The organism is Sinorhizobium sp. B11 (genome assembly GCA_039725955.1).
In the GTDB taxonomy this organism is placed as follows: domain Bacteria; phylum Pseudomonadota; class Alphaproteobacteria; order Rhizobiales; family Rhizobiaceae; genus Rhizobium.
This window is the reverse complement of the sequence record CP091034.1, coordinates 1,680,525-1,706,788: the sequence shown is the minus strand read 5'-3', so window position 1 is coordinate 1,706,788 and position 26,264 is coordinate 1,680,525. Positions and strand designations below refer to the sequence as shown.

Genomic DNA, 26,264 nt, shown 5'->3' with positions numbered 1-26,264 from the left:
TCAGGAATGACCGGGTTTTTTGTTGGCGAGAACATCGAGCAATATCTGCGCCGCGTGCTCTCCGGGTGGACTCTTCGTCCGCATGCGCTGCCAGATGAGCTCGTAACCTTCCTTCATCGCCTTGAGCTGGTAGGTGTCGGCCGACAGCCTTTCCATCCAGCGTGCGAGGCTGGCACCACGAACAATGTCGTTCAGATATTCCGGCACGACGGCGTAGTCGGCGATCAGATTGGGCAATGCGCCGGTCCAGGTCTTGATGCCCGATGTCAGCATGCGCATGATCCAGTCGACCTTGTAGGCGGAAACGACGGGAACATCGGCAAGCGCCAGTTCAAGGATCACGGTTCCGGATGCCGCCATGGCCGCATCGGCTTCAGCGAAGGCTTTCCACTTCGCCTCGGCACCGACGACGATGTCAAGCTTGGCCGACCATCCCGCCGTCAGTTCGCGTACGAGTGCCTCCTTGTGCGCTACCGTCGGCAGAATGAAGCGCATCGCTCCATTGCGGGCAACGAGCTCATGCGCGGCAGCCTCGAAATAAGGCAGAAGCTTCCTGATCTCTGACGAACGCGAGCCGGGAAGAAGCAGGATCGTGCCATTGCCCGGCCTCCGGCCGTCGCGCAGGCGGCGGGTCTCCAGAAGCGCGGGATCCGCGACCAGACGATGCCCGACGTAAGTGGTAGTCGGTCCATTGAGGCGCTGCATCGCTTCGGGCTCAAAAGGCAGAACGGCCAGCACATGATCGACGTAGGCGAGCATGCGCTGCGCGCGATATTCCTTCCATGCCCAGACACTCGGGCAGACATAGTTGACGACAGGCAGATCCGGTAGCGCCGCGCGCACGCGTTTTGCGACGCGATGGGTGAAATCCGGGCTATCGATGATGAGCAGAATATCGGGTTTCGCGGCAATGATCGACGCCGTCGTCTGCCGGATGAGGGACCAGAGCTTCGGCAGCTTTGCCAGCACCTGGGTGATGCCCATGATGGAAAGCTCGGAGAAATCGAACAGCGATTTCAGTCCCTGGCCCTGCAGCCCCTCACCGCCGACGCCGACAAGCTCGATAGGTCCGGAATAGATCTTCCTGAGTCCGGCGATGAGATCTGCACCCAAGAGATCGCCGGAGACTTCGCCGGCTATGACGGCAATCTTCAGCGGTCTTTCGTTCATTGAAGCCCCCATCCCGGCAACCCCTTGTCGATACCGCAGACAAAAAGACCGTTCTCGTCTGCTGCCTTGATAAGTGCGTCACGATCCAGCACCAGAGATCGTCCAGCCTCGATCGCGACTCCCGCAAGGCCAGCAGTCTTGGCGTTGAGAATAGTGGAAACGCCAATCGCAGGCAGATCGGCGCGGATATCCTGCTGCGGCTTGCAGAGCTTGACGAGCACACCGCGGCGACGCGGCGAAATACGGCCCGCGGCCCTAAGAGCTGCCACGCGCTCGAGCATGCCGTCCGTGCCCTCCAGCCCCTCCATCGCGACAACACGACCGCCGATCGACACAGCGCCCTGCCCGATGTCCAGACGGCCAAGTGCCTCCGCCGCCTCGCCAGCACGAGCGATATCGCGCCGATCGTCATCGCCAGGCACAATAGCGCCGAGAGGGCCGACAGTTGCCAGAAGATCGGGCGCAATCTCGTGCGCGCCGACCACGCGCAATCCCTCGCCTTCGATCAGCTTGATGACCATCTGCAGAACCGTGTCGTCTCCACCAGACAGAAGCGTGCGGATGGCCGAGGGAACCTTGCGCAGTATGCGCAGTGTCGGCCGCACCTCACGCCATTCCGGCCGACGGCGCACGCTGCCCGACATGACGACGCGGTCAATGCGATATTTCTTGAAGAGCCTATCCAGGGCAGCGAAATCACCGATACCGATCGTGGCATGGTCGAAGCCGTCCCAGCGACGGTCGCCCTCATCCTTCAGGACCACGATGACAGGGTTTTCGCCGGCAGAACGTGCGGCCTCGGCGACATAGGACGGCAGGAGGCCGCCGCCGGCAATAATCGCCAGCCGCCCTTCAGCGGTGTCACCAACAGAAGCCACCGATCAGCCCTTCTGTCCCCGGCTCGGCGAAGACAGCGCGCGATCACTCTCGGCCGCGATGAAATCGAGGATCTCGACCACCTGCTCGCAATTGGCATATTCGTCACGAATTTGGGCGGCATTCTCGCGGATCGAGCCGGGACCCTCGAAGATCGCCTTGTAGGCACGGCGAACGGTATGAATGACAGCGCGATCAACGCCGGCGCGTGTCATGCCGACGACGTTGAGGCCGCTCAGGATGCCCGGATTGCCATTCAGCATACCGTAGGGAATGACATCGTAACTCACGGCGGACAGACCGCCGACAAAGGCGTATTTGCCGACACGGGTGAACTGGTGCACAGCCGCGCCACCGCTGATGATTGCGTGATCGCCGATCGCAACGTGGCCAGCCAGCATGACGTTGTTGGACATGATGACATGGTTGCCGACCCGGCAATCATGCGCGACATGCGAATAGGCGAGAAAAAGGCTGTTGTCGCCGATGACAGTCGAACCGCCATGCTCGACGGTGCCGGTGTTCATCGTGACGCCTTCGCGAATGGTGCAGTTGCGGCCGATGATCAAGGTCGTATCAACGTGACTGTGACGGGCACTCTGGGAGTCTCCGCCGATGACGGCCGAAGGAAATATACGCGTACCGGCACCAACGGTCGTCAGACCGAGAACAACCACATGGCTGATCAGTTCAACATTGTCTTGAAGCGTGACCTTGGGGCCAACATGGCAAAAAGGGCCGACCACCACGCCTTCACCGACCGTGGCACCGTCCTCGACAACGGCCATGGGATGAATTCTGGCGCTTTCGGCAATCATGCTCATGCATTGTCCTTACGTACGATCATCGCGCCGATATCGGCCTCGGCGACGAGCGCGCCCTCGACCTTTGCGTCGCAATGGAATTTCCAGATATTGCCGCGCTGCTTGATTTTTTGCACGTGATATTCAACGCGGTCGCCCGGCACGACCGGCTTGCGGAAGCGGGCATTGTCGATCGTCATGAAGTAGACGAGGTTGCCGGTCTGGCCTTCTTTCTTGGCGCAGATCGCGCCTGCCGTCTGCGCCATTCCTTCGACAAGCAGTACGCCTGGCATGATCGGTGCTTCAGGGAAGTGACCGGTGAAATGAGGCTCATTGACCGTGACATTCTTGATGCCTACGGCTGCATTGTCGCCGTCGATATTGATGATCTTGTCGACCATCAAAAACGGATAGCGGTGCGGCAACAGCTTCATGATTTCCATGATGTCTGCCGAAGAAAGCGTGCTGGCTGTTTCCTCAGTCATTCTTGGCTCCCTTTTTTCCGCGCACTCCAGATTTTGCCATGATCTGGGCAACGTCTTTCAGATAATCATTTAGAGGACGCGCCGGTATTCCGCCATAGCGGCCGCCCGCAGCAAGGTCGGTCATCACACCGCTCTTTGCAGCGATCTGTACGCCGTCTCCAATGGTGATATGCCCCTTCAGGCCGACCTGTCCACCGATCTGCACGCCATCGCCTACAATCGTGCTGCCGGCAAGGCCGACCTGCGAAACGATGGCGCAATGACGGCCGATGCGAACGTTGTGGCCGATCTGGACCTGGTTATCGACTTTGGTTCCCTCGCCGATGACGGTATCGTCCATGGCGCCGCGGTCGATCGTGGTATTGGCGCCGATCTCGACGTTGTCCTGGATAATCACCCGGCCAATCTGCACGATCTTGATCATGCCACGCGGGCCAGGTGCGTAACCAAAGCCATCCTGACCGATGCGCACGCCGTTATGGATGATGACACCATTGCCGATAAGCGCACAGAGAATGCTCACGCCCGTCGCAATCGAGCCGTTTCGGCCAATCTTGACGTTCGGACCGATGATCGATTGCGCGCCGATGCGCGTTCCTTCTCCGATTTCCGCTCCGGGGCCGATGATCGCCATCGGTTCGACGATCACGCCCTTCTCGAGGCGTGCGGTCGGATCGATGATCGCGCTTGGCGCAATCTCCGTCTCGCCGGAGGAAAACGTCACCGGCTTCAGCGCTGCGGGATAAAGATATCCACCGGCCATAGCAAAGGCTGCATGTGGATTGGATGAGATCACGACCGGGATATTCGACGGCACGAGCCCGACCATCGCCTTGTCGCAAATCACCGCCGATGCCGAACAGGTCGAGAACTCGTCAAGATTACGGCGCGAGAGGATATAACAGATATCGCCCGCTTGCGCTCTCGCGATCGGCGAGACCGAACGGACGATGACATCGCCATGAGCGGAATTGGCAAGTTCCGCCCCAAGAAATTGCGCCAACTCAACGAGCTTCACGCCTTCATGGGGCAGAAAAAAAGTATTTTGCTCCATCGGCAAAACTCCAGAACGGAATTGAAATTTACAGTTCCGGACTGCCGATATCAGAATTGGTTGTTAATGCCAAACTTGAAGCGCTGAGTCTTGTCGAAGTCTTCCTTCAAGACCGGGATCGCATAGTCGACACGCAACGCGCCAAAGGGCGACTGCCAGATCACACCGACACCAACCGAAGCGCGCAGGGACGAACCATCACCTTCTTCGGTATCCGCGCCGAGAAGCTCGACATCATTGCCGAACAGCGTACCGGCATCCGCAAAGACTGCGCCGCGCAGGTTGAAGTCACGCGGGAAGCCCGGCATCGGGAACGTCGCTTCGGCAGAAGCGGTGAAGTAGGTCGTACCACCGAGCGGATCGTCCGGGCTGGTGATGCGCGGGCCGATGCCCTTGTTCTCGAAGCCGCGGATATCGGAATTGGTCAGCGTGAACTGGTCGAAGACGTTCAGGTGATCACCGAAGCCAACGACATAACCAGCTGAAGCCGAGACCGAGCCGATGATGTCGGCATCGTCAGCGAGCAGGTGGTAGTAACGGGCCTTACCGTAGATCTTGTAGTACTGGGAGTCGCCGCCCAGGCCCGCAATTTCCTGCGTCGCAGTGGCATAGATACCTTCACGCGGCAGGACGGTATCGTCCAGCGTATTGTAGGTCAGCGTCTGCGATATGGAAGACCGAGTCCACGGGCTTTCGTTGACCAGGTTTTGATAGGTAGCGGACAAATCGTCCAGACTGCTTCCGCTGGAATCGTACTTCATCTGCTTGTAGTTATAGCGGAACGTCGTTGCCAGATCTTCGGTGATCGGCGCCGTTACGCGCAGGACACCACTGGTTTCTTCGTAATCGTAGTTGTCGTTGCTCGACGTCTCGCTGTGATTGACATCGAAACCGGCAGCAAGGCGATAACCGAGGAAGTAGGGCTCGGTGAAGTTAATACCGTAGGAGCGCGAGCCTTCCTCACCGCCACCGGCCGAAACGCGGATGTACTGACCGCGGCCGAGGAAGTTCTTTTCTTCGATCGAAGCTTCGAGCAGCAGGCCGTCGCCACCAGCCGCATAACCGGCGCCGATACCGAACGAACCGGTCGACTGATCCTGCACATCGACAACGATGACAACACGGTCAGGCGAGCTGCCCGGCTGGGTTGAAATGTTGACCGAGGAAAAGTAGCCGAGCGCCTCAAGACGGCGCTTTGCGCGGGTAATCATCTGCTGATTGAAGGCATCGCCTTCGCTGAGATCGAACTCGCGACGGATAACGTAATCGCGCGTGCGGCTGTTGCCGCGGATCTCGATACGCTCGACATAGGCGCGCTCGCCCTGGTCGACGAGGTATTCGACGCCGATCGTATTGTTGTTCAGATCGCGGTTGCCGCGCGGCGTGACGCGCGCGAAGGGATAACCGGCCGAAGCAACCTGATCCGAAATCGCCTCGATGGATTTCTGGACTTCCTTGGCGCTGTAGACCTGGCCTTCCCGCGTATCGACGAGCGACTGAAGCTGCTGGGCATCGACACCCTCAACGGTCGACTGGACGCTGACCGGACCGAAGTCATAACGCGGGCCCTCTTCGATGTTGAAGGTCAGCGTGTACTTGTTCGTGGATTCGTCGAACGCGGCATCAGAAGAAACGATGCGCATGTCGGCATAACCGCGGTTGTAGTAGAACTGGCGCAGCGCGTCTTCATCAGCGTGCAGCTTGTCTTCGTTGTAGACGTCCTTGCGGGTCAGGAACGAGAGAAAGTTCGAACGCTTGGTCTGAATGACAGCGGCAAGACGACCGGCGCTATAGGCCTGGTTGCCGACGAAATTGATGGCGGCGATCTTGGTGCGGTCGCCTTCGTTGATGACGAAAGCGAGGTTGACGCGGCCTTCGCCGAGCGGCACGACCTGCGTCGTCACTTCGACTTCACTGCGACCGGTCGCCGCATAGGCTTCCTTGATCGCGGCGATGTCGGACTGGATCTGCGCATCGCTGTACGGGCCAGCGGCATGCGTCTTGACGACGGCGGCGAGCTTGTCGTCCTTGACCTTGCGGTTGCCGTTAAAGACGACCTGGTTGACGAGCTGGGCTTCCTGAACGTTGACGACGAGCGTGCTGCCGGAAACCGAAATCTTGACGTCAGAGAAATAGCCGGTGCCGTAAAGCTGCTTTACGGAGTCGTCGATATCCGTGTTGGAGAAGCTCTTGCCGGGGGTAATGGTGAGGTTCGACCGAACGGCTTCGGCACCGACACGGCTCGCACCGCGCACGTCAATCCGCTGAATGACGGCAGCTTGCGCAGCCGTAGCCGAAACGAAAGTCAAAGCACCTGCGCCAGAAGCAACAACACTAGCAGACAGCGCAATCGCCGATACTGCGTTCAAAAACCTTGAACCAGCCTTCATTTCACCCATTACCTTTTTCCCTCGTCTCCGGCCCCGGGAGAGACCCGATTCCGGCCACGTGTGTCGTTTTACCCGCTTTTGACATACAAGCAAGGGAGCTCGTTAATTTCTGTTTACTTCATTTCGAACCGTGACCCATTCGCCACTACAGCTTTGAAACATCGTAAATAAACAGTAATTTTCCTTCACTCATACGCACTACCCAATGAGCGCGCTAATGTCATTCCAGGTCGCAAAAACCATTAATGTAAGCACCATGGCCAGGCCAATGCGAAACGCAATTTCCTGAGCCGAAGAACCGAGCGGCCTTCCCCTGACCGCTTCCACCGCATAGAACATCAGGTGGCCGCCATCAAGTACCGGAACCGGCATCAAATTCAGCAATCCAATCGAAACTGACAAAACCGCAGCGAGCTGCAGCAGCGCGCCTATTCCAAGCGTAGCCATCTGGCCCGAAGCTTGCGCCACGCGGATCGGCCCACCCAATTGATCGGCTTTCATTGCTCCGGTGAGCAGGTTGCCGATATATTTGAAGGTGCCGGTCACGATATGCCAGGTCTGGATCACGCCTTCATGCAGCGCTTGCAGCGGCGTGAAGGTCTGCAGTCGGAAGTGGCCGACCTCTTCGTTGGTGACGATCCCGATCAGACCGACCTCGATCTTGTTGCCGAACTGGTCGGTGATGTCGGTGCGCTGCGGCACCATCGGCAAATCCATCTTCTCGCCGTTACGCTCGACCGTGACGACTATATTCTGGTTCGGACGAATGCTGACATAGCGGCGCACGTCGTCAAAAGTCTGGACCTTGGTCCCGTCGATGGAGACGAGCAGGTCGCCCGGCAATACGCCGGCCGCCGCAGCTGCGCTATCCGGCTTCACTTCGGCGACGACCGGATCGGACACAGTGCGGCCATAGACCGCGAAAAGAACCGTGAAGATGGCAATAGCCAGGATGAAATTGGCGATCGGGCCGGCTGCGACGGTTGCGGCACGCTTCCACAGCTTTGCCCCGGCGAAGGAACGCTCGCGCTCCTCGTCCGTCATCACTGCCAGTTTGTCGGTATCCGGCTTGCTGGACGCATCCTCGTCCCCGAAAAAGCGAACATAGCCGCCGAGCGGGATCGCCGAGATCTTCCAGCGCGTTCCGTGACGATCGGTAAAGCCAACAATCTCCGGGCCAAAGCCCACGGAAAAGGCGAGGATACGGATACCGCTCCAGCGCCCGACGAGATAGTGGCCCATTTCATGCACGAAAACGAGCAGCGACAGCACGATGACGAAGGGGACGATATAGCCCGTCAAAAAACCGAATATTCCGGTCACCGCTTCCATGAGTTCCTTCTTCTATCTGGCCGCAACGATCAAAGGCCGAACAATGCCGCACCGAGCGAGGTCGTCCCGGTGCCCTTTATCAGCGAAAAAAGGCCAGCAAGCAAGAACGCTGAAAAACAGGCGAAAATCAGTCCATCGACACGGTCCATGACCCCGCCATGTCCCGGAATGAGACGGCTGGAGTCCTTCACGCCGAATTTTCGCTTGATGAAACTTTCGAAAAGATCGCCTGACTGGCTGAAGACGGACAGGATGAGCGCGATCACTGCGGCGCGATCCACGGCTTCCGGAACAAGAAAATGGACAATGACGGCTCCGGCAATGACAGCCGAAATGGCACCACCTACGGCCCCGGACCAGGTCTTCCCAGGCGAGATGCGCGGAGCAAGCTTTGGACCGCCAATCGCGCGTCCGACGAAATAGGCGAGAATATCGGTTGCCCAGACCACCGCGAAGATGAAGAGCATCGCATAGAGGCCAAGCGTTTCATCGCCGCGGATCGCGGCAAGCGCCAGTCCAGTACCCCCTGCATATAAAAGGCCCGGAGCGAACCAGCGGCTGGCGCGATGCAGAAAGATCATGGCGATGCCGAGAGCGGTCAAGGCGATCAACATTCCCAAGGCATATTCGAATGCGCCTGCCAAAACGAGCAGGGCAACCACCACCTCGCCCACCCAGCCGAGCACGTTCGTGACCCGGTCGCGGGCGATGCCTGTAATCGTCGACCATTCATAATAGATCAGGAGCGCGATCGCCGCCGCCACAATGCGGAAGATAAAGCCGCCATACCAGGTGGCGGCAAGAATGATGATCGCGAGAATCAGGCCTGAAACGATACGGAGCTTCAGTTCCTGCTTCATCGTCAGGTGTTCACTGCTGCGGCCTGAGCGGAAAGACCACCGAAGCGGCGATCGCGCGAGGCAAACTTCTCAAGCGCCGAAAGGAAGAGCTCGCGGCTGAAGTCGGGCCAATATTCCGGCAGGAAGACGAATTCCGAGTAGGCAGCCTGCCATAACAGGAAATTGGAGAGCCGCTCTTCGCCACTGGTGCGAATGATGAGATCGGGGTCGGGAATGCCCGCCGTATCCAGCCGGGCATCGATCAGCGCGGGCGTGATGTCCTGCGACCTGAGGCGCCCCTCCTCCACATCCTTGGCGAGGCTCATCATGGCGCGGGCGATCTCGTCGCGAGATCCGTAGTTGAACGCGATGACGAGTGTCAGCGCCGTATTGGCCTTGGTCGTTTCCTCGGCCTCCAGCAGGAGCTTGAGAATGTCGCTGCGCAGGTTGACGCGGTCGCCGATCACCCTGATGCGCACATTCTGCCGGTGAAGCTCTGCGAGATCGCTGCGGATGAAAGCCTTCAGAAGGCCGAGAAGATCAGTGACCTCGGCTTCCGGGCGACGCCAGTTCTCCGAGGAAAAGGCAAAGAGCGTCAGATATTTGATGCCAAGATCGCCGGCAGTGCGCACGGTCTGGCGAACGGTCTCGACCGCTCTGCGGTGTCCCATCGTCCGCGGCAGGCCGCGCTGCTTTGCCCAACGACCGTTGCCATCCATGATGATGGCAACATGTTCTGGCGCAGTCAAAAATGAGGTTTCCGACATTTTCTGTCCGGTCTTTCTTGGCGGGGACGCAAGTATACTAGACTTGCATGATTTCCTTTTCTTTCTCGCCAAGCAAGCGGTCGATTTCCAAAATCGTATCGTCCGTCATTTTCTGAACACGTTCCGACTGTGCCCGGCTTTCGTCCTGGCCGATTACGCCATCCTTTTCGGCTTTCTTAAGGCCGTCCATGCCGTCGCGTCGTACGTGGCGAATCGCAACCTTGCTCTTTTCGGCATAGTCATGGGCGACCTTGACGAGTGACTTGCGGCGCTCTTCGTTGAGCTCCGGCAGCGGGATGCGAAGGTTCTGACCGTCGACGATCGGGTTCAGGCCGAGATTTGATTCGCGAATCGAACGGTCTACTGCGCCGACCATGCTCTTGTCCCAGACGGATACCGTCAGCATGCGTGGCTCCGGCACCGTGATGTTGGCGACCTGGTTCAGCGGCATGCGCGAACCATAGGCTTCCACCGTCACCGGATCGAGAATGTTGGCCGAAGCGCGGCCCGTGCGCAGCGATGCAATGTCGCTCTTGAACGCGGAAACCGCGCCATCCATGCGGCGCTTCAGTTCCTTGATGTCGATACCTTCACTCATACCTATTCTCCTGTCTCAGAAGATTTGCGCCGGCAACGGCACAGCTCCCTATCAGTTGTCGGACACGATGGTCTTGAGACCACCACCCGTCAAGATTTCAGCGAAACGTCCCTTCTCGTGAATCGAGAAAACAACGATCGGAATGGAATTCTCGCGCGCGAGTGCAACAGCGGCCACATCCATGACCGCAAGGCCCCGGTCGAGAACCTCCTTGTGCGTCAGATGGTCGAAACGCGTCGCTTCCGGATCCTTCTTCGGATCGGCGGTGTATATGCCGTCGACCTGCGTGCCCTTGAAGATTGCCTCGGCGCCCATTTCGGCGGCGCGCAGCGCTGCAGCAGAATCAGTGGTGAAGAAAGGATTGCCCGTGCCGCCGGCGAAAATAACCACCCTGCCGAGCGACAGGTGATACAACGTGGCGCGCTGCGAGAAGCTCTCGCAGATTTCCGGCATGGAGATTGCCGACAGAACCACCGTATCGATATTCAGCTTGCGCAGCGAGGTCGCCAGCGCAAGCGCGTTGATGACCGTGCCAAGCATGCCCATGTGGTCACCGGTGACGCGGTCGCCACCCTTGGACGCAACGGCCACGCCACGGAAGATGTTGCCACCGCCGATAACGACGCCGACTTCGACACCCATCTGCCGCGCATCGGCAATGTCGGACGCGATGCGGTCTGCCACCGCAACGTCGATACCGAAGCCCTGCGAACCCATCATGGCTTCCCCAGAAGCCTTGAGTAGAACACGTTTGTAGATTGGTTCCGACGTCATGTTGGCTCCTCGTATATTGCCGCAATTGCCCGATACACGAAGGGCACCGCGTTGTCACGCGATGCCCTTCGGTTTTCCCAAATATGGCTGAAAGATCAGCCCTTGGCGACAGCAGCGACTTCGGCTGCGAAGTCGGTCTCTTCCTTCTCGACACCTTCGCCGAGGAGCAGACGGGCCATGCCGACGACTTCGATCGCAGCGCCGGCTTCCTTTTCGGCTGCCTTGACCGCAGCGCCGACCGTCAGTTCCGGGTTGATGACGAAAGACTGCGAGAGAAGGGCTACTTCTTCGAAGAACTTGCGCATGCGGCCTTCGACCATCTTTTCGATGATGGCTTCCGGCTTGCCGGATTCGCGGGACTGCTCGATGAAGACATTGCGTTCGCGTTCGGCGACTGCGGCATCGACTTCTTCGGCACGGATCGCCAGCGGGTTGGTCGCGGCAATGTGCATGGCAACCTGGCGGCCGATCGAGGACAGGACGGCCTTGTCGCCGACCGACTTCAGCGCGACGAGAACGCCGAGCTTGCCGATGCCGTCGCCGGCAGCGTTGTGGATGTAAGTGGCGACGACACCGTGCTCGACTTCCAGCTTGGCTGCACGACGAAGCGTCATGTTCTCGCCGATGGTTGCGATCGCTTCCTTGACGGTGTCGGCGACCGGCTTGCCGGATGCCGGATAGATCGCAGCCGAAATAGCTTCGACGGTGCCGTCGGTGGAGAGCGCAACTTCAGCGATGCCGCGTGCGAGATCCTGGAAGGCATCGTTACGGGCAACGAAGTCAGTTTCGGAATTGAGCTCGATGACGACAGCCTTGTGACCAGCGCCGGCGATGGCGACCAGGCCTTCAGCAGCGGCGCGGCCGGACTTCTTGTCGGCCTTGGAGATGCCCTTGGCGCGCAGCCAGTCGATCGCGGCTTCGATGTCGCCGTTGGTCTCGGTCAGCGCCTTCTTGCAGTCCATCATGCCTGCGCCGGACTTTTCGCGCAGTTCCTTCACCAGTGCAGCCGTAATCTCGGTCATAAGCTTCCTCTTGTCGGTTTATTCGGTGGCCCGCAGAACGCGGTGCGGCACCGGATTGAGGCACGAAATGTACCTGTATGTATGACAGCGTTATGAAGACGCGCCATACAGAATTCATGGAGGCAAAAGCAATCACAGCTTCCGCCTGAAACGGGCAAGGCCGCCGAACTTCTGAGAGTCGCGAGCGGCCTTTCCCAATCCTTGCAAGCTTGGGCGGAGCTTTGCTCCACCCGCTTTTATCAGGCTTCGCTCGCCTCATCGAGCGCCGGCTCGAACGGAACTTCGGTCGAAGCGCCGAGGTCGCGGCCCGATCCGCTCTGCTGACGGGCGATACCGTCGATCGCAGCGCGGGCGATCAGGTCGCAGTAGAGAGCGATGGCGCGCGAGGCGTCGTCGTTGCCCGGGATCGGATAGTCGATCAGGTCCGGATCGCAGTTCGAGTCGATGATGGCGACGACCGGGATGCCGAGGCGCTTGGCTTCGTCGATCGCGATCTTTTCCTTGTTGGTGTCAATGATGAACATCAGGTCCGGCGTGCCGCCCATGTCCTTGATACCGCCGAGGGCCTTGTCGAGCTTTTCGCGCTCGCGCTCGAGGTTCAGGCGCTCCTTCTTGGAGTAGCCGGACTGCTCGGAGCTCAGGATTTCGTCGAGCTTGCGCAGGCGCTGGATCGAGTTGGAGATCGTCTTCCAGTTCGTCATCATGCCGCCGAGCCAACGCGAGTTGACGTAGTACTGGGCAGAACGCTTGGCCGAGTCAGCGATCAGCTCGGAAGCCTGACGCTTGGTGCCGACGAAGAGAACGCGGCCGCCGCGAGCAACGGTGTCGGACACGACCTGGAGGGCGCGCGACAGCATCGGAACGGTCTGAGCCAGGTCGATGATGTGGATGTTGTTACGATCGCCGAAAATGTAGGGCTTCATCTTCGGGTTCCAGCGGTGCGTCTGGTGACCGAAGTGGACGCCTGCTTCGAGAAGCTGGCGCATAGAAAAATCAGGCAATGCCATGCCTTTTACTCCTTTGCCGGTTGAACCTCCGCAAGGCGAACAGCATCCTCTTTGAAGATGCCACCGGGCGGAAAAGCCGGATTTCTCCCGGACGATCCCATGCCTTACGTGTGGAATGCGCGTGCCCTTACATTCGATTTTCCGCAAAAGCAAGGCTTGTGCCAAAAAATCTGCCTTGGACAGCGCTCGATATATAGACCCGAACGGTTCAGTTTGCCAGCATGTTGAGCAACCCCAGCATGACACCGGCATCCGGGATCGGCAGCACCGCATCGATTTCGGATGGCAGAAGGCCGGCAATCGTCCCCTGCGTATCGCCGGTCGCCGTGCCGAGCGGTCCGCGGAAACCATGTTTGGTCCAGGCAAGCTCCTGCAGCCTTGCGCTCGTCAGTGCCTCGATCAGTCGTTCGGCCGTTTGGTCGACGACGATCAGCGGGTGGGCCGAGTAGACGGTCGGGCGCGGATAGAGGACAACAGGCTTGGCGCCCTGCCCCGACTGGATGCGGCTCCACCTGCCGGGATCGGCAAGCGCCCATTCGACCAGCTGATTCTCGTAGCCGATGATCATCGGCTCGCCGCCGAGGCCGCCTGCCAGATACTGATCGAACAGCTTGCCTGAAGACGGCGATTTGAAACCCATGTTGCGGAAGATCGACTGCACCTTGCCGCCAACCCGGGTGAGATCATCTGGTGTTGCGACATTGCCGCTGAAGAGGCTGAGCGCAAGGCCCGAGAAGATGAAGCCGGAATTCGAGCGGTTCGGATCGGTGGAGACGATGCGCGCCCGGCCGTAGAGTGTGGCGACGCCGAGCTTCGACCAGTCGGTGCCGGCAAGAATGGCATCGAGCAAGGCCTTAAGGTCAAGCTGATGATGACCGTCAACTACGGTCACGAGACCCGATTTGATCAGCCCATCCACGACAGGCTGCCATGTGTAGACGACGACAGGCGTGTTCAGCATGACCCTGTCATCGCGGATCTTCACGCCGCTCTGGCGGGCGATATCCACCATGATGGACGACGACGGCCAGAGAAATTGCGGGTTCTGCGACAGCAAGGCTTGCTCGCGAACCATCTCGACCGAGCCGGCGACGCGACTGTCGATCGATAGGCCGTAGTCCTTGACGGCGTCGACGACGTCGGGATCGGCAAGGAAAGCCTCCTTCTCGCCACCGACGAAGCCGAACAGCTTTGTACGCGTCCCCAGCAGGCCCTGCAGCTCCGGCCGGTCGCGAACGGCGAAATAACCGCCCGTGCCGGCGATACCGGTGGCAAGCAATCCAACTCCAAAGGCGCGGCGGGAGAGAGCCATCAGCGTCCGAGATCCTCTTTGAGCGATGCCTGAATGAGGCGCAGGTCGGTGTCGAGCGTGCCAAGCGCATCATCAACAAGGCTGTCGGCATAGTGAACGAAGGCATCCTCCAGCTTTACCAGTACAGCGCGGACGTCCTCCAACTGCTTGATGTCAGGCGCGCGTTTCGCCTCGATTGCCGCAAAGCCCTCTGCAACCTCGGCCGCACGCGGTAGATAGTAGCTGAGGAACCGCCGCACGGCATTGGCACTTTCCGGCTTTGCCTCCACCGTGCGGAAGACATCGGCGGCTATTTCAGCCAGGTGACGCACGCGCGCTGCGGTCGGCTTATCGGTAATATCGTCGGCTGCCGCCTCCAGCCGTTGTGCAGACGGCACCGCCGCTTCCAGCAATTCCCTTGCGAAGGCGAGACGACCGCGGCCGATCACCTTGATATCGAGACCTTCGAAAAGCCTGCGCGGCGCCAGAAGGAAAACGAGGCCGGCAAAAACCAGAAGGCCGATGACGGCGGCAATCCAGAACGGCATGCCGGCGGCAAACGTCAGGACGGGGACGAGAATGGCGGTCACCAATCCCGCCATGATCCAGTTGCCGTCATTGCCGAGCCAGTTGCGCATGCCGGTCCTAGTTGTAGCCGCGGGCGGTGCGGAATGCCGTCGCAAGGTCCGACCGGCCATCGAAGACACGTGCCGCGGTCGCTGCCGCCAGACTGTCGAGCTGGGTCTTGTCCGCATCGCCGAAGGTGATCCCGAAGATCGGCACGCGTGGTTCCATCGCGTTCCAGTCGCTCATGAAGGCTGCACTCTGGTCATCCGATCTGCCGTCAGTCATGATGATGATCGCCGGCAGATAATTGCCGAGGTCCCCGGTCTTCGTCATCTGTTGGAGCGCGCGTTCGGCACAGGCATACATATTGGTGCCGCCCCCTGCATGCTGTCCGGAAACGGCGTTGAGAAGCCCCTGTTGTTCCATCATGTCGCCCGAGGCCGAGAAGATATCGCGGACATTGGCATCGAACGGAATGATGAAGATGCGGTCGGCCGGCGACCATTGCACCAGAACCTTGCTTGCCTCCTCGGGCGTGAACAAGAAGCGCATCGCCTGCTGCAGACTGTTCTCGCCATCTCCCTGCATCGAGCCGGAGAAATCGAGGCAGAGTACCGTCAATGACGGTTTGCGCAGCGCCGCCTGATAGAGCGTGAGCGCCTGGCGGATCACGGCCGGCTCCGGCATGCGGATCGCGGTCACCAGTTTGGCAGGATCGAAATTCCAGCTCGGCTCAGCTTCGGCGGTGACGCTGCCGAGCGGCAGGCGGCGGCCGGTTTCGGCAATCTTCTTCTGCACATCGGGCGAACGTAGATAGGTGAGCAGATCCTTGAAAAAGGCCTGGACCTCGGGACCCCGGCCATGATCCACAAAGCCGATCGGCGAATCCGCCATCGCCACGCCATCGGCGGGATAAATGGCATAGAGCGGCTCCTTGCCGATGCCTGACAGCTTGTCGTTGGTTTCCTTTATGACAGCCTCATAATTCCACATCGCATCATAGACCGTGCCCTTGCCGGCCGAGTCCGTATAGAGGTCGGCAAGCCAGCCCGACGAGCCGGAGGAGCGCGCGACGCCGGCAAGCAGGCTTCGAACGGTGTCCTGCACAGTCTTGTTGTCGAGATCGCCCGGCTCGATGACAGGCTTGTTGCCGAGCGCGCTTGAAAGCATGGCGAGATAGGCGCTGGCACCGGAATTCGACTGGGTGGCCGATGTCATCAGGAATTTCAGCGATCCGCTGTTCACCGCTGTCAGGATATCCTTCATGAAGACATCCTTGCCGACCCAACCGAGCTGCTCGGCCTTCGACTTGCGCACGCCGAGGATGACGGGTGTCTGCGCCACCGATGTCAGGTCCTTGACCCTGCGTTTGGCATCGAACATGTCGACCCAGACGCTGGAGGCCGGCCACACGGCATCCTGTTCCACGCCTTGATCGCTTTGCAGCGCAAGGCCGATATCGAGGGTGCCCTCATATTTGAAGGAGCAGGTCGCGTGTTTCTCCTTGCAGAATTCCTCGACGATCGGCTGCAGGATGGTATTTTCCGAGCCGGAAACGATGGAAAAATTCGGGCCGCTGGTGAAAGCATCGCATCCTGCAAGTGCCACCAGGCCGGACAGGGTGAGCGCGGACACGAGTGATCGGATAATGATTTTGCCGCTCACGCCTGGGTCATCGCCTTCTTGAGGTCGATTGTCAGCTGTTCCATCTGCTGCTCGGCCTGTGCACGCTTCTTGCGCCCCTCTTCCTGCACGCGCAGCACGCCGGTGACGGTATCGATCAGATCCTGATTGGCCTTGGCAAGTGTTTCCATATCGACAATGCCGCGCTGCGACTGCTGCTCGATGGCGATCGCCTGATCCTTCATCATTTCGGAGGCCTGGCGGATCATGTCATTGGTGGCGTCGGTCACCGTCTTCTGCAGGTCCAGGGCCGATTTCTGCCGTGTGAGCCCCAGAAGGATCACCATCTTCTGCTTCCAGGCGGGAACCGTCAGCGCCGAGGTCGCCTGCAGGTTCTCGATCAGCGTCTCGTCGCCGGCCTGGACGATGCGGATCTGCGGAAGCTGCTGAATGCCGAGCTGGCGCGCCTGCTGCAGATAGAAAATGCGCTTTTCAAGCCGGTCGAGCGCCTGGACACTGTCCTGATAGGTCTGGGCTTCCAGCATGCCGCCGCCGGGGCTGGAGGATGCGGCATCGGCCGCGCTCTTCAACTTCGGCAGCTCGATCAAACGAAACTGCTCGGCGAAATTCTTGCCTGCCTGGACATAGGCATCGAGCTTCACGATCGACTGCTTCGTCTCTTCATGCAGGTCGTCGAGCAGGGCGATGTCGCGACGCAGCGTATCCTTGTGGCGGTCGAGCTCCAGGCCGATGCGGTCTATCTGGCCGGCGACATCCTCGAACTCCTCCTTGAAGTGCTCGAGACGCGCTTTGGCGGAGAGGAACATGCGGCTCAGGAAACCCCTGTCCTTGATAGAAGCGGGATCAAGGCTCTTCGATTTCAGGATGATGTCGGTCAAAAGCTTTCCGACCTCGCCAAGATCCTTATTGCGCACCTCGCGCAGGATCCTGTCGGCATAGTCACTGACGGCTTGCTGCGCGCGGTCGCCGTAAACGGAGATGCCGGCACGGTCTGCAATGCGGATAGTGTCCGTAATCCGGGCGACTTCCTTAGGATCGGCGGCGATCGCCGGCAGGGGAGCATTCTGGACAGTCGCGAGATCGGTATCGGCCATTCGGGTCGTCTTTCTCGGCTTGTGGCGCAATTGGTGTTACGAATTGCGACCCCATAATCGGAGCAAATGGGTCAAACGCCATGCAGGACCGGAAAGGCAGAATTCCGCAAAGACCGGCCCGCGGCGACTCATCTGCGGGACGACAGTTTAGCTGTACTAGAAATACTGTTTTATGACAGGCGCTTACGTCGGCGCAAAAGCCGTCTTACTGGCAGGCAGGCGCAGCCTTCTTGTCGAGCAGCTCGAGCTTGGCGAGCTTGCCGGTCAGGACGAAGTCTCCATAATCCATCGTCAGATCCCGGGTGATGCCGTTCTCGTAGAGCTTGAACGACATGCGGTAGACCGGCAGCGTGTCGGATTTGGCATTCTCGTTAAAATAGGAGATCGTCACCGGCCAGAACGAAGACTTCGCAAACTCGCCGGCATTGTCGGCATCGGCCTCGTCCGCAGCCGGAGTTTCCTGCTTGCCCACGATCGTCGTCGTTACCAGGGATTTGTCGCCGTCGTCAGAGCCGTCGAAAACGCGCGCCTCGAAGAAACGCTTGCCGTCCTTGGCGTTCTGGATGACGTCGAGCATGTGCTCGGTCGGAAAACGGCTTTCCGCGAGCTGCAGTTCACGGCTTGCCGGCTGCTTGAGATCGACCTTCACACCCTCCGGCTTGTCTTCGGCCGCACCGTTGACTTCCTTGTCGAGCTGATCATCGGTGAATGACTTGGTGTCGAAAGTGAATTTGCCGTCCTTCAGGCTTTCAAAGGTTTTGGTCTGCTGATCGCTGACGCGCACGTTGTCGCCGGTGTCGATCTGGGTGACGAAGCGGAAGTTGGTGGTGAAGCCTTCGCAGTAATTGCCGTCGAACTCATAGACCATGCGGCCATACATGGAAGCGATGCCCGAGCGTTCCGAAGCATCCTTCAGTTCCAGGTCGTAGACGGCGCGGTGAGCGACAAGCCCGGTCGCGATCGCAGCGCTCGTCGCCGGCGCGGCCGCCGAAACATTGGCGGAGACGCTCGCGAGAAGAAGAGCGGCAAGTGACGATCGGAACATTCATTAACTCCTGTTGGACTCGTCCGCGATGTTATAAGAACCGTTTCGGCCAAATCGAGGCGGCCAAGTCGAGGCTCGAAACTGTCACATTAAAGATTCTAGTCTTGATGCATAATTTTTGAAGAATTGACAACAAAAGCGGAGACGAAAATGTCCGATCAAATCGCAACGCGTCTCTCGGAAATGGGGATAACCCTGCCCGAAGCTGCCGCACCCGCCGCCAATTATGTCCCCTATGTCATCAGCGGCAATCTGCTCACCATCTCCGGCCAGCTGCCGCTTGAAGGCGGCAAGGTCGCCGTGTCGGGCCATCTCGGCAAGAATGTCGATGTCGCCACCGGCCAGCGCGCGGCAGAGCTTTGCGCCATCAATATTCTCGCTCAGGCAAAGGCGGCCCTCGGCGGCGATCTCGGCCGCATCCGCCGCGTCATCAAGCTCAACGGCTTCGTTGCCTCGACGCCTGATTTCATCGAACAGCACCTTGTCATCAACGGCGCTTCGAACCTGATTGCCAACATACTCGGCGAAGCCGGCAAACATGCCCGCGCTGCCGTCGGCATGGCAGCCCTGCCCCTTGGTGCTGCAGTCGAAATCGATGCTATCATGGAAATCGCATAATGACGAATGCCGCCTGGATCAAAGAGCTGCCGGTTGCGCACCGTGGCTATCACGACCTCAACAATACCGTCTGGGAAAACACGCTCTCGGCTTTTTCACGAGCCGTCGAAGCAGGCTTTGCCATCGAATGCGATCTGCATTACGCGTCGGATGGCGTGCCAATCATCTTTCATGACGAAGATCTGGAACGTCTCTGCAACCTGAAGGGCGACGTGCGTGAGCGGACCTCCGGGGAGCTCGGGCTGATCGCCATCGGTGGCACGAAGGACAAGGTGCCGACACTGAAGCAGCTTCTCAACCTCGTGCAGGGCAAGGTGCCGCTGGTTCTGGAACTCAAGGGCCGCGAGGCCGATGACGAAGGCTTTGCCGAAAGCGTTCTCGAAGTCCTCGAGGGCTATGAAGGCAAGGTCGCGCTGATGAGCTTCGACCATTGGCTGCTGAAGGACCTGAAGGAGCTCGGCGCCCCCTACCCGGTCGGGCTGACGGCCAACGGCAACACGGCGGAAGAATATGCCACGCATGAGAAGGCGATGGAGCTCGGTCTCGATTTCATCTCCTATTATTATGCGGACCTGCCGAACTCTTTCATCTCGCGCCAGCGCGACAAGGGCATTCCTGTCATAACCTGGACAGTCCGTGACGAAGATGCCCGCAAGCGCACCTTCGACAATGCCGACCAAATGACTTTCGAGGGCTTCGATCCGCGCGCGGCGGTTTGACGCTCGCTTTTTCGACAAGATCGTGCGCAGACTGGGAGGGAGCCCGCTCCCTCCTCCCAACGGCTTCGCATTTGCTTCATGACAGACGAATCGTCAGACGAACTTTCCATTCGCATCGAGCGATCTTTCACCGCGATTTCCCCCGAGCGCTGGTCCAGGCTTTCGGGAGCATCGAGGACGTGCGACACCGTCGCCTATACCCCCTTCGTGTCGCATGCCTTTCTCTCGTCACTGGAAGAATCCGGCTCGGCCACCGCCCAGACGGGCTGGCTCGGCCACCACATGCTTCTGGAGACGGACAAGGGTGAGCTCGTCGGCGCCCTGACCGGCTATCTCAAGAACCACAGCCAGGGCGAATATGTCTTCGACCATGGCTGGGCCGACGCTTTTGAACGGGCCGGCGGCAGCTATTATCCGAAGCTGCAATGCTCGATCCCCTTCACGCCCGCGACCGGTCCGCGTCTGCTGGTGGCCGACGGATTTGCAAGACTGCCGATTCAGAATGCCATGGCGGAAAGCCTCAAGGAGGTGGTGCGCCGCCTCGATATTTCCTCGGCGCATATCACTTTCGTGCCCGAGGACGAGATGTCGGTCTTCGACACCGACGGCTATCTTCATCGCACTGACAAGCAGTTCCATTTCATCAATGAAGGCTATGCCAACCACGATGAATTCCTGGAAACGCTCGCCTCCCGCAAGCGCAAGGCACTCCGCAGGGAGCGTCGAATGGCGGTGGAGAACGGCATTACCATCGACTGGCTGACGGGACGGGATCTGACCGAAAAGATCTGGGACCAGTTCTTTGCCTTCTACATGGATACCGGCGGCCGCAAATGGGGGCGGCCCTATCTGACGCGCAAATTCTATTCGCTGATCGGCGAGCGGATGGCTGACGACATCCTGCTCGTCATGGCTAAACGCGATGGCCGCTATGTTGCAGGCGCTATCAACTTCATCGGCGGAGATACGCTCTACGGGCGGCACTGGGGCTGCATCGAGGACCATCCCTTCCTGCATTTCGAGGTCTGCTACCATCAGGCCATCGATTTCGCACTGGAAAAGGGCCTCAAGAAAGTGGAGGCAGGCGCGCAGGGCGAACATAAGCTTGCCCGCGGCTACCTGCCGGTGACAACGCATTCCGCCCATTATATCGCCCATGCGGGATTGCGGCGTGCGGTTTCCGACTATCTCGAGCGCGAGCGAGAGGATGTCGAATACATGAATGAGATGCTTGCCGAGCATACGCCCTTCCGCAAGGGCGAACGGCTGCAGGAGGATTGACGCGCTTGGCTCCGCCGCGCTACGCGATGGGAAACACGAGGAGATTTCGCCATGACCAGCGCCGCCTATGACGACAACAATATCTTCGCCAAGATCCTGCGCGGTGAAATCCCGTCACATCGCGTCTACGAGGACGACAAGACCGTTGTCTTCATGGATGTGATGCCGCAAGCGCCGGGCCATGTTCTGGTCCTGCCGAAGGCACCTTCCCGCAATATTTTTGATGCCGACCCCGCTTCCCTTTCCCATACGATCACCGTCGTCCAGAAAGTCGCCAATGCGGTCAAGGAAGCCTTCGACGCTGATGGTGTGTTCATCGCCCAGTTCAACGAGCCGGCGGCGGGCCAGACCGTTTTCCACCTGCATTTCCATGTCATCCCTCGGCACGAGGGCGTGGCGCTCAAGCCGCATTCCGGCAAGATGGAGGACGGCGCCGTGCTTGCCGCCAATGCAGAGAAGATCAAAGCGGAACTCGCGTAACGGAAACGCCACCCTGCTTTTCGAAATGCCAAGTTGCTTCATTGATTTAGGAGAAAACCATGATCCGCCACACTGTTGCGTTCCGTCTCAAGCACCCTGCCGGATCCGCTGAAGAGAAGGCTTTCCTGGGAGAGGCGCTGACGCTCAGGCAGATCCCGAGTGTCAGAAATTTCGAGCAACTGCGCCAGACAAGCCCGAAGAACGATTTCACCTTCGGCTTTTCGATGGAGTTCGACGATCAGGCTGGCTACGACGCCTATAACGTCCACCCGCTGCATGTGGCCTTTGTGCGCGATCGCTGGGTGCCCGAGGTCGCGGATTTCCTCGAGATCGACTACGCGAAGCTCTGAACATTGTGCTAAAAACAACAAAGGCCGCTTCTCAGCGGCCTTTGTTTATTATCAGTCCCGAAGCTTACTTCTTGCGCGGAACCTTCGGAACCGTCGAGCCCTTCTTGGGAGCGTCGCGGACTTCAGGCTCAGGCTGCGGCACGGTCTTCGCCTTCGTCTTCTTGACTGGCTTGGTCTTCAGCTCGCCATCATCCTCGTCGATCGCTTCCGGATGAACCAGTTCGGCTTCCGGCTTCGGCTTGATGGGGGCCGTTTCCGGAATGGCTTCCAGAATGAGGCCGGGTTTGCCGTCTTCCTTCGTGCCGACGGTGACATTGACGACGCCGCCCTTCTTCAGCTTGCCGAAGAGGATTTCGTTCGCCAGCGGCTTCTTGATGGCATCCTGGATGACGCGGGCAAGTGGGCGGGCGCCCATCTTCTCGTCGTAACCCTTTTCCGACAGCCAGGCGATCGCATCCTCGTGCAGGTCGAAGGTCACGTTGCGTTCGGAGAGCTGAGCTTCCAGCTGCATGATGAACTTCTGCACGACCTTGTGAATGACGGCCGTCGGCAGCGGCGCGAACGGGATGATCGCGTCGAGACGGTTGCGGAATTCCGGCGTGAACAGGCGGGTCAGCGCCTCTTCGTCTTCGCCGGTACGCTTGGACGAACCGAAGCCGATGGCGGCCTTGGCCATTTCCGAAGCGCCCGCGTTGGTCGTCATGATCAGAACGACGTTGCGGAAGTCGATCTTCTTGCCATTATGGTCGGTCAGCGTGCCGTGGTCCATGACCTGCAAGAGGATATTGTAGATATCCGGATGGGCCTTTTCGATTTCGTCGAGCAGGACCACGCAATGCGGATGCTGGTCGACGCCATCGGTCAGAAGGCCGCCCTGATCAAAACCGACATAGCCGGGAGGTGCACCGAGCAGACGGGAAACCGTATGCCGCTCCATATATTCCGACATGTCGAAGCGCAGCATCTCGACGCCGAGCGAGGCGGCAAGCTGCTTGGCGACTTCCGTCTTGCCGACGCCCGTGGGGCCGGAGAAGACGTAAGCACCGATCGGCTTGTTCGGCTCGCGCAGGCCGGCACGTGCCAGCTTGATCGAGGTGGACAGGGCTTCGATCGCCGTATCCTGACCATAGACCACCGAGCGCAGTTCCTGCTCGAGATTGGCAAGAACGGCTTCGTCGTCCTTCGAGACGGTCTTCGCAGGGATGCGGGCCATCGTCGCAATCGTCGCTTCGATCTCCTTTTCGGTGATCAGCTTGCGGCGCTTTGACGGCGGCAGCAGCATCTGGGCCGCACCGGTCTCATCGATGACGTCGATCGCCTTATCCGGCAGCTTGCGGTCCGAGATGTAACGGGCCGACAGTTCAACAGCCGTCTTGATCGCCTCGTTCGAGTAGCGCAGGTGGTGGTATTCTTCGAAATAGGGCTTCAGACCCTTCATGATCTCGATCGCATCATCGATCGACGGCTCGTTGACGTCGATCTTCTGGAAGCGACGGACCAGAGCCCGATCCTTTTCGAAGAACTGGCGATATTCCTTGTAGGTGGTCGAACCGATGCAGCGGATCGCTCCAGAAGACAGGGCCGGCTTCAAGAGGTTCGAGGCATCCATGGCGCCGCCCGACGTTGCACCCGCGCCAATGACGGTGTGGATTTCGTCGATGAACAGCACAGCGCCCGGATATTCTTCCAGTTCCTTGACGACCTGCTTCAGGCGCTCTTCGAAGTCGCCGCGATACCGTGTGCCGGCAAGCAGCGTGCCCATGTCGAGCGAGAAGATGGTTGCGTCAGCCAGTGCTTCCGGCACCTTGCCTTCGACGATACGCTTGGCGAGGCCTTCAGCAATGGCAGTCTTGCCGACGCCGGGATCCCCGACATAGAGCGGGTTGTTCTTGGAGCGGCGGCACAGGATCTGGATGGTCCGGTTCACCTCGGCGTGACGGCCGATCAGCGGGTCGATCTTGCCACCCTTGGCCTTCTCGTTGAGGTTCACGCAGTAAGCCTTCAGGGCGTCCTGCTGCTTCTTCGGCCCGCCTTCTTCCTCATTGCCGCCGCGTGCGGTCGGCTTGGATTCAGACTCATCCTCAGCGCCGCGCGGCGGCCGGTTCTCGGATGCGCCGGGGCGCTTTCCAATGCCGTGGGAGATGTAGTTGACGGCATCGTAGCGGGTCATTTCCTGCTCCTGCAGGAAATAGGCAGCATGGCTTTCACGCTCGGCGAAGATCGCAACCAGCACGTTGGCGCCGGTTACTTCCTCGCGGCCCGAAGACTGGACATGGATCACCGCACGCTGAATGACGCGCTGGAAGCCGGAGGTCGGCTTGGAGTCCTCGTCATAACCGGTGACCAGGTTGGAGAGTTCGTTATCGACATATTCCAGGAGCGTTTTACGGAGCGCGTCGAGGTCGACATTGCAGGCACCCATGACCGCAGCCGCATCGGCATCGTCGATCAGGGCGAGCAGCAGATGCTCGAGCGTCGCATATTCATGATGCCGCTCGTTGGCAAAGGTCAGTGCCTGATGGAGCGCCTTCTCAAGACTAGGCGAAAATGTTGGCACGTTCAGTTCCTCACTTCTTTTCCATGACGCATTGCAGCGGATGCTGATGCTGCCGGGCAAAGTCCATCACCTGGCTCACCTTGGTCTCCGCTACCTCGTATGTGAATATTCCGCATTCGCCGACGCCATGGTTATGGACATGCAACATGATGCGGGTGGCACTTTCCCGATCCTTTTGAAAAAAACGCTCCAGGATATGGATGACGAATTCCATTGGGGTGTAGTCGTCATTCAAAAGCAGTACGCGATAAACGTTGGGCTTCTTGGTCTTCGGCTTGGTGCGCGTGATGACCGAGGTTCGATTTCCGTTGTCCCCGTTCCTTTCGCTGTCGTTCTGCATCCGGATCGGTTTGGCGATCATTTTCATTCATTCCTCAATCAATCCGGCGAGCAGCATGGGAGGGGTGCTTTCCCGCCGAATATCTGAAACACTAAGGTAGTTCATAATAGAGCGATTTTAAGCCCCTTGTTTCCGACTGCAATCACAATTCCGCAGGACTTGACGCAAAGGCCAAAAAAGTCTGCGTAAAAACCGGAGCATGCTTCGGGAAACAAAAAAGACCGGCCGCAAATGCGGTGCCGGTCTTTGATTTTCAATAGGTGGGGCGCGATGCGCCACCAGATTTATGCGGCGGCAGGGGTTACCGGAGAGGCTTTCGAGACCTTGGCGGCAGCGGCAGCCATCGGCGTCTCGTAGGGCTTATAAGCATTTTTGGCGAGATCGGCATACATTTCGCCGAGCCTGGTCGCCTCAGTGATGAAAGCCTCATAGGAAGACTTCGCATAGTTGGTCTGCAATTCGAAGGCCGCCTCGAAGCTCTTTACGCCCGACAGCGTCTCGAAATGGGTGACGGCATCCTGAAAGGACTTCTTGGAATATTCGGCCGCCTCAGAGGCGATCGCCTGAAAACCCTTGGCGGTATCGGAATAGCTCTTGAGCACCGAGTCCACGGTTTCCTTGCTCTTCCGGTTCGCATCGTCGAAATTGAACATGACCATCCTCCAATTGGCTGTTGCAGGCAGAGGGTAGCTGCAACGCACAAAGAGTCAAGTAGTCTTGTGCATTGCAAAACATCCAGTGGTTGCAGTCAGTATTCACGCCAGAGACCGAATTTTTGGGCACGTCCGTCTTTTATTGATTTTGCTAAAATATATCAGCCGCATGCAACCGCAGGGTTAGCAGAAATTTTGGCGAATACGCCCATTTGGCGGCGGCCGTCCAACAAAAAAGCCGCGCATCGCCCGGCGATGCGCGGCTTTTGATCAACGTGACGTTCGATCAGAGATCGACGTCGAGAATTGCCATCGAGAAATTGTAGGAACGGTCGCCGTCCTCGTCGTCGATGTAGATGACGCCCAGAAATTCTTCGCCAATATAGACTTCCGCGGAGTCGTTCTTGCGCGGGCGCGCCTTCACCACGATCTGCGGATTCAGCGTGCGTTTGAAATAGGCGTCGAGCTTCTTGATTTCTTCTGGCTTCACTCTCTCATCTCCGTAAGC

Annotated in this window: 27 protein-coding genes; 5 read left to right on the top strand and 22 right to left on the bottom strand. The window is 59.1% G+C overall.

The window, feature by feature from the left end; genetic code table 11:
* The 18 genes from lpxB to LVY75_18270 form a co-directional block, all read right to left on the bottom strand.
* Positions 1-1,170, bottom strand: coding sequence for a lipid-A-disaccharide synthase (gene lpxB, locus LVY75_18355; protein XAZ25127.1), 1,170 nt, complete (start codon positions 1,168-1,170; stop codon positions 1-3).
* Entirely contained in the window at positions 1,167-2,048 is an 882-nt protein-coding gene (locus LVY75_18350; GenBank protein ID XAZ25126.1) for an LpxI family protein, read from the bottom strand. The genes lpxB and LVY75_18350 overlap by 4 nt, the downstream gene beginning before the upstream one ends.
* A 3-nt stretch (positions 2,049-2,051) precedes the next feature.
* Positions 2,052-2,870, bottom strand: a complete 819-nt coding sequence (lpxA, locus tag LVY75_18345) for an acyl-ACP--UDP-N-acetylglucosamine O-acyltransferase (GenBank protein ID XAZ25125.1) — start codon at positions 2,868-2,870, stop codon at positions 2,052-2,054.
* Entirely contained in the window at positions 2,867-3,334 is a 468-nt protein-coding gene (fabZ, locus tag LVY75_18340) for a 3-hydroxyacyl-ACP dehydratase FabZ (protein XAZ25124.1), read from the bottom strand. The genes lpxA and fabZ overlap by 4 nt, the downstream gene beginning before the upstream one ends.
* Entirely contained in the window at positions 3,327-4,388 is a 1,062-nt protein-coding gene (gene lpxD, locus LVY75_18335; GenBank protein XAZ25123.1) for a UDP-3-O-(3-hydroxymyristoyl)glucosamine N-acyltransferase, read from the bottom strand. The genes fabZ and lpxD overlap by 8 nt, the downstream gene beginning before the upstream one ends.
* A 50-nt stretch (positions 4,389-4,438) precedes the next feature.
* On the bottom strand, positions 4,439-6,778 hold the full coding sequence (gene bamA / locus LVY75_18330) for an outer membrane protein assembly factor BamA (protein ID XAZ25751.1): 2,340 nt from the start codon (positions 6,776-6,778) through the stop codon (positions 4,439-4,441).
* Between the two features lie 198 nt (positions 6,779-6,976).
* Entirely contained in the window at positions 6,977-8,110 is a 1,134-nt protein-coding gene (gene rseP / locus LVY75_18325; GenBank protein XAZ25122.1) for an RIP metalloprotease RseP, read from the bottom strand.
* Positions 8,111-8,139: 29 nt separating this feature from the next.
* The gene (locus tag LVY75_18320; GenBank protein ID XAZ25121.1) at positions 8,140-8,970 is read right to left on the bottom strand and encodes a phosphatidate cytidylyltransferase; all 831 of its coding nucleotides are present in this window, start codon (positions 8,968-8,970) and stop codon (positions 8,140-8,142) included.
* Positions 8,971-8,972: 2 nt separating this feature from the next.
* Complete coding sequence (locus LVY75_18315) at positions 8,973-9,716, bottom strand: isoprenyl transferase (protein XAZ25120.1); 744 nt, start codon at positions 9,714-9,716, stop codon at positions 8,973-8,975.
* Between the two features lie 37 nt (positions 9,717-9,753).
* Positions 9,754-10,314: a ribosome recycling factor gene (frr, locus tag LVY75_18310; protein ID XAZ25119.1), complete on the bottom strand. Its 561-nt coding sequence runs from the start codon at positions 10,312-10,314 to the stop codon at positions 9,754-9,756.
* Between the two features lie 51 nt (positions 10,315-10,365).
* Positions 10,366-11,088 carry a UMP kinase gene (gene pyrH, locus LVY75_18305; GenBank protein ID XAZ25118.1) on the bottom strand — a complete coding sequence of 241 codons (723 nt, stop codon included), beginning with the start codon at positions 11,086-11,088 and terminating at the stop codon, positions 10,366-10,368.
* 95 nt (positions 11,089-11,183) lie between these two features.
* Positions 11,184-12,110, bottom strand: a complete 927-nt coding sequence (gene tsf / locus LVY75_18300; protein XAZ25117.1) for a translation elongation factor Ts — start codon at positions 12,108-12,110, stop codon at positions 11,184-11,186.
* A gap of 239 nt (positions 12,111-12,349) precedes the next feature.
* Positions 12,350-13,117, bottom strand: coding sequence for a 30S ribosomal protein S2 (gene rpsB / locus LVY75_18295; GenBank protein XAZ25116.1), 768 nt, complete (start codon positions 13,115-13,117; stop codon positions 12,350-12,352).
* A 208-nt stretch (positions 13,118-13,325) separates the two neighbouring features.
* Positions 13,326-14,429, bottom strand: coding sequence for a substrate-binding domain-containing protein (locus LVY75_18290; GenBank protein ID XAZ25115.1), 1,104 nt, complete (start codon positions 14,427-14,429; stop codon positions 13,326-13,328).
* Positions 14,429-15,046 (bottom strand): 5-bromo-4-chloroindolyl phosphate hydrolysis family protein, encoded by a 618-nt coding sequence (locus LVY75_18285; GenBank protein XAZ25114.1) that lies wholly within the window; start codon positions 15,044-15,046, stop codon positions 14,429-14,431. Before LVY75_18285 ends, LVY75_18290 begins: the two co-directional genes overlap by 1 nt.
* 7 nt (positions 15,047-15,053) lie before the next feature.
* Complete coding sequence (locus tag LVY75_18280) at positions 15,054-16,640, bottom strand: VWA domain-containing protein (GenBank protein ID XAZ25113.1); 1,587 nt, start codon at positions 16,638-16,640, stop codon at positions 15,054-15,056.
* Entirely contained in the window at positions 16,637-17,713 is a 1,077-nt protein-coding gene (locus LVY75_18275) for a toxic anion resistance protein (GenBank protein XAZ25112.1), read from the bottom strand. The genes LVY75_18280 and LVY75_18275 overlap by 4 nt, the downstream gene beginning before the upstream one ends.
* Before the next feature lie 205 nt (positions 17,714-17,918).
* Complete coding sequence (locus tag LVY75_18270; GenBank protein ID XAZ25111.1) at positions 17,919-18,758, bottom strand: cell envelope integrity EipB family protein; 840 nt, start codon at positions 18,756-18,758, stop codon at positions 17,919-17,921.
* Between the two features lie 150 nt (positions 18,759-18,908).
* Here LVY75_18270 and LVY75_18265 point away from each other — a divergent pair, with 150 nt between their 5' ends.
* The 5 genes from LVY75_18265 (at position 18,909) to LVY75_18245 (ending at position 22,206) form a co-directional block, all read left to right on the top strand.
* Entirely contained in the window at positions 18,909-19,376 is a 468-nt protein-coding gene (locus LVY75_18265; GenBank protein ID XAZ25110.1) for a RidA family protein, read from the top strand.
* Complete coding sequence (locus tag LVY75_18260) at positions 19,376-20,095, top strand: glycerophosphodiester phosphodiesterase (GenBank protein XAZ25109.1); 720 nt, start codon at positions 19,376-19,378, stop codon at positions 20,093-20,095. The genes LVY75_18265 and LVY75_18260 overlap by 1 nt, the downstream gene beginning before the upstream one ends.
* A gap of 78 nt (positions 20,096-20,173) precedes the next feature.
* Positions 20,174-21,376 carry a GNAT family N-acetyltransferase gene (locus tag LVY75_18255; GenBank protein ID XAZ25108.1) on the top strand — a complete coding sequence of 401 codons (1,203 nt, stop codon included), beginning with the start codon at positions 20,174-20,176 and terminating at the stop codon, positions 21,374-21,376.
* A 51-nt stretch (positions 21,377-21,427) separates the two neighbouring features.
* Entirely contained in the window at positions 21,428-21,856 is a 429-nt protein-coding gene (locus LVY75_18250) for an HIT family protein (GenBank protein XAZ25107.1), read from the top strand.
* Between the two features lie 59 nt (positions 21,857-21,915).
* Positions 21,916-22,206, top strand: a complete 291-nt coding sequence (locus tag LVY75_18245) for a Dabb family protein (protein ID XAZ25106.1) — start codon at positions 21,916-21,918, stop codon at positions 22,204-22,206.
* A gap of 64 nt (positions 22,207-22,270) precedes the next feature.
* Here LVY75_18245 and clpA read toward each other — a convergent pair whose 3' ends face one another.
* From clpA to LVY75_18225, 4 genes are all read right to left on the bottom strand, one after another.
* On the bottom strand, positions 22,271-24,763 hold the full coding sequence (clpA, locus tag LVY75_18240; GenBank protein ID XAZ25105.1) for an ATP-dependent Clp protease ATP-binding subunit ClpA: 2,493 nt from the start codon (positions 24,761-24,763) through the stop codon (positions 22,271-22,273).
* A 10-nt stretch (positions 24,764-24,773) separates the two neighbouring features.
* Positions 24,774-25,124: an ATP-dependent Clp protease adapter ClpS gene (gene clpS / locus LVY75_18235; protein XAZ25750.1), complete on the bottom strand. Its 351-nt coding sequence runs from the start codon at positions 25,122-25,124 to the stop codon at positions 24,774-24,776.
* Between the two features lie 263 nt (positions 25,125-25,387).
* A complete protein-coding gene (locus LVY75_18230) occupies positions 25,388-25,756 on the bottom strand; it encodes a phasin family protein (protein XAZ25104.1) in 369 nt (122 codons plus the stop codon).
* A 286-nt stretch (positions 25,757-26,042) separates the two neighbouring features.
* Entirely contained in the window at positions 26,043-26,246 is a 204-nt protein-coding gene (locus LVY75_18225; GenBank protein ID XAZ25103.1) for a DUF3126 family protein, read from the bottom strand.
* Positions 26,247-26,264: the final 18 nt, after the last annotated feature.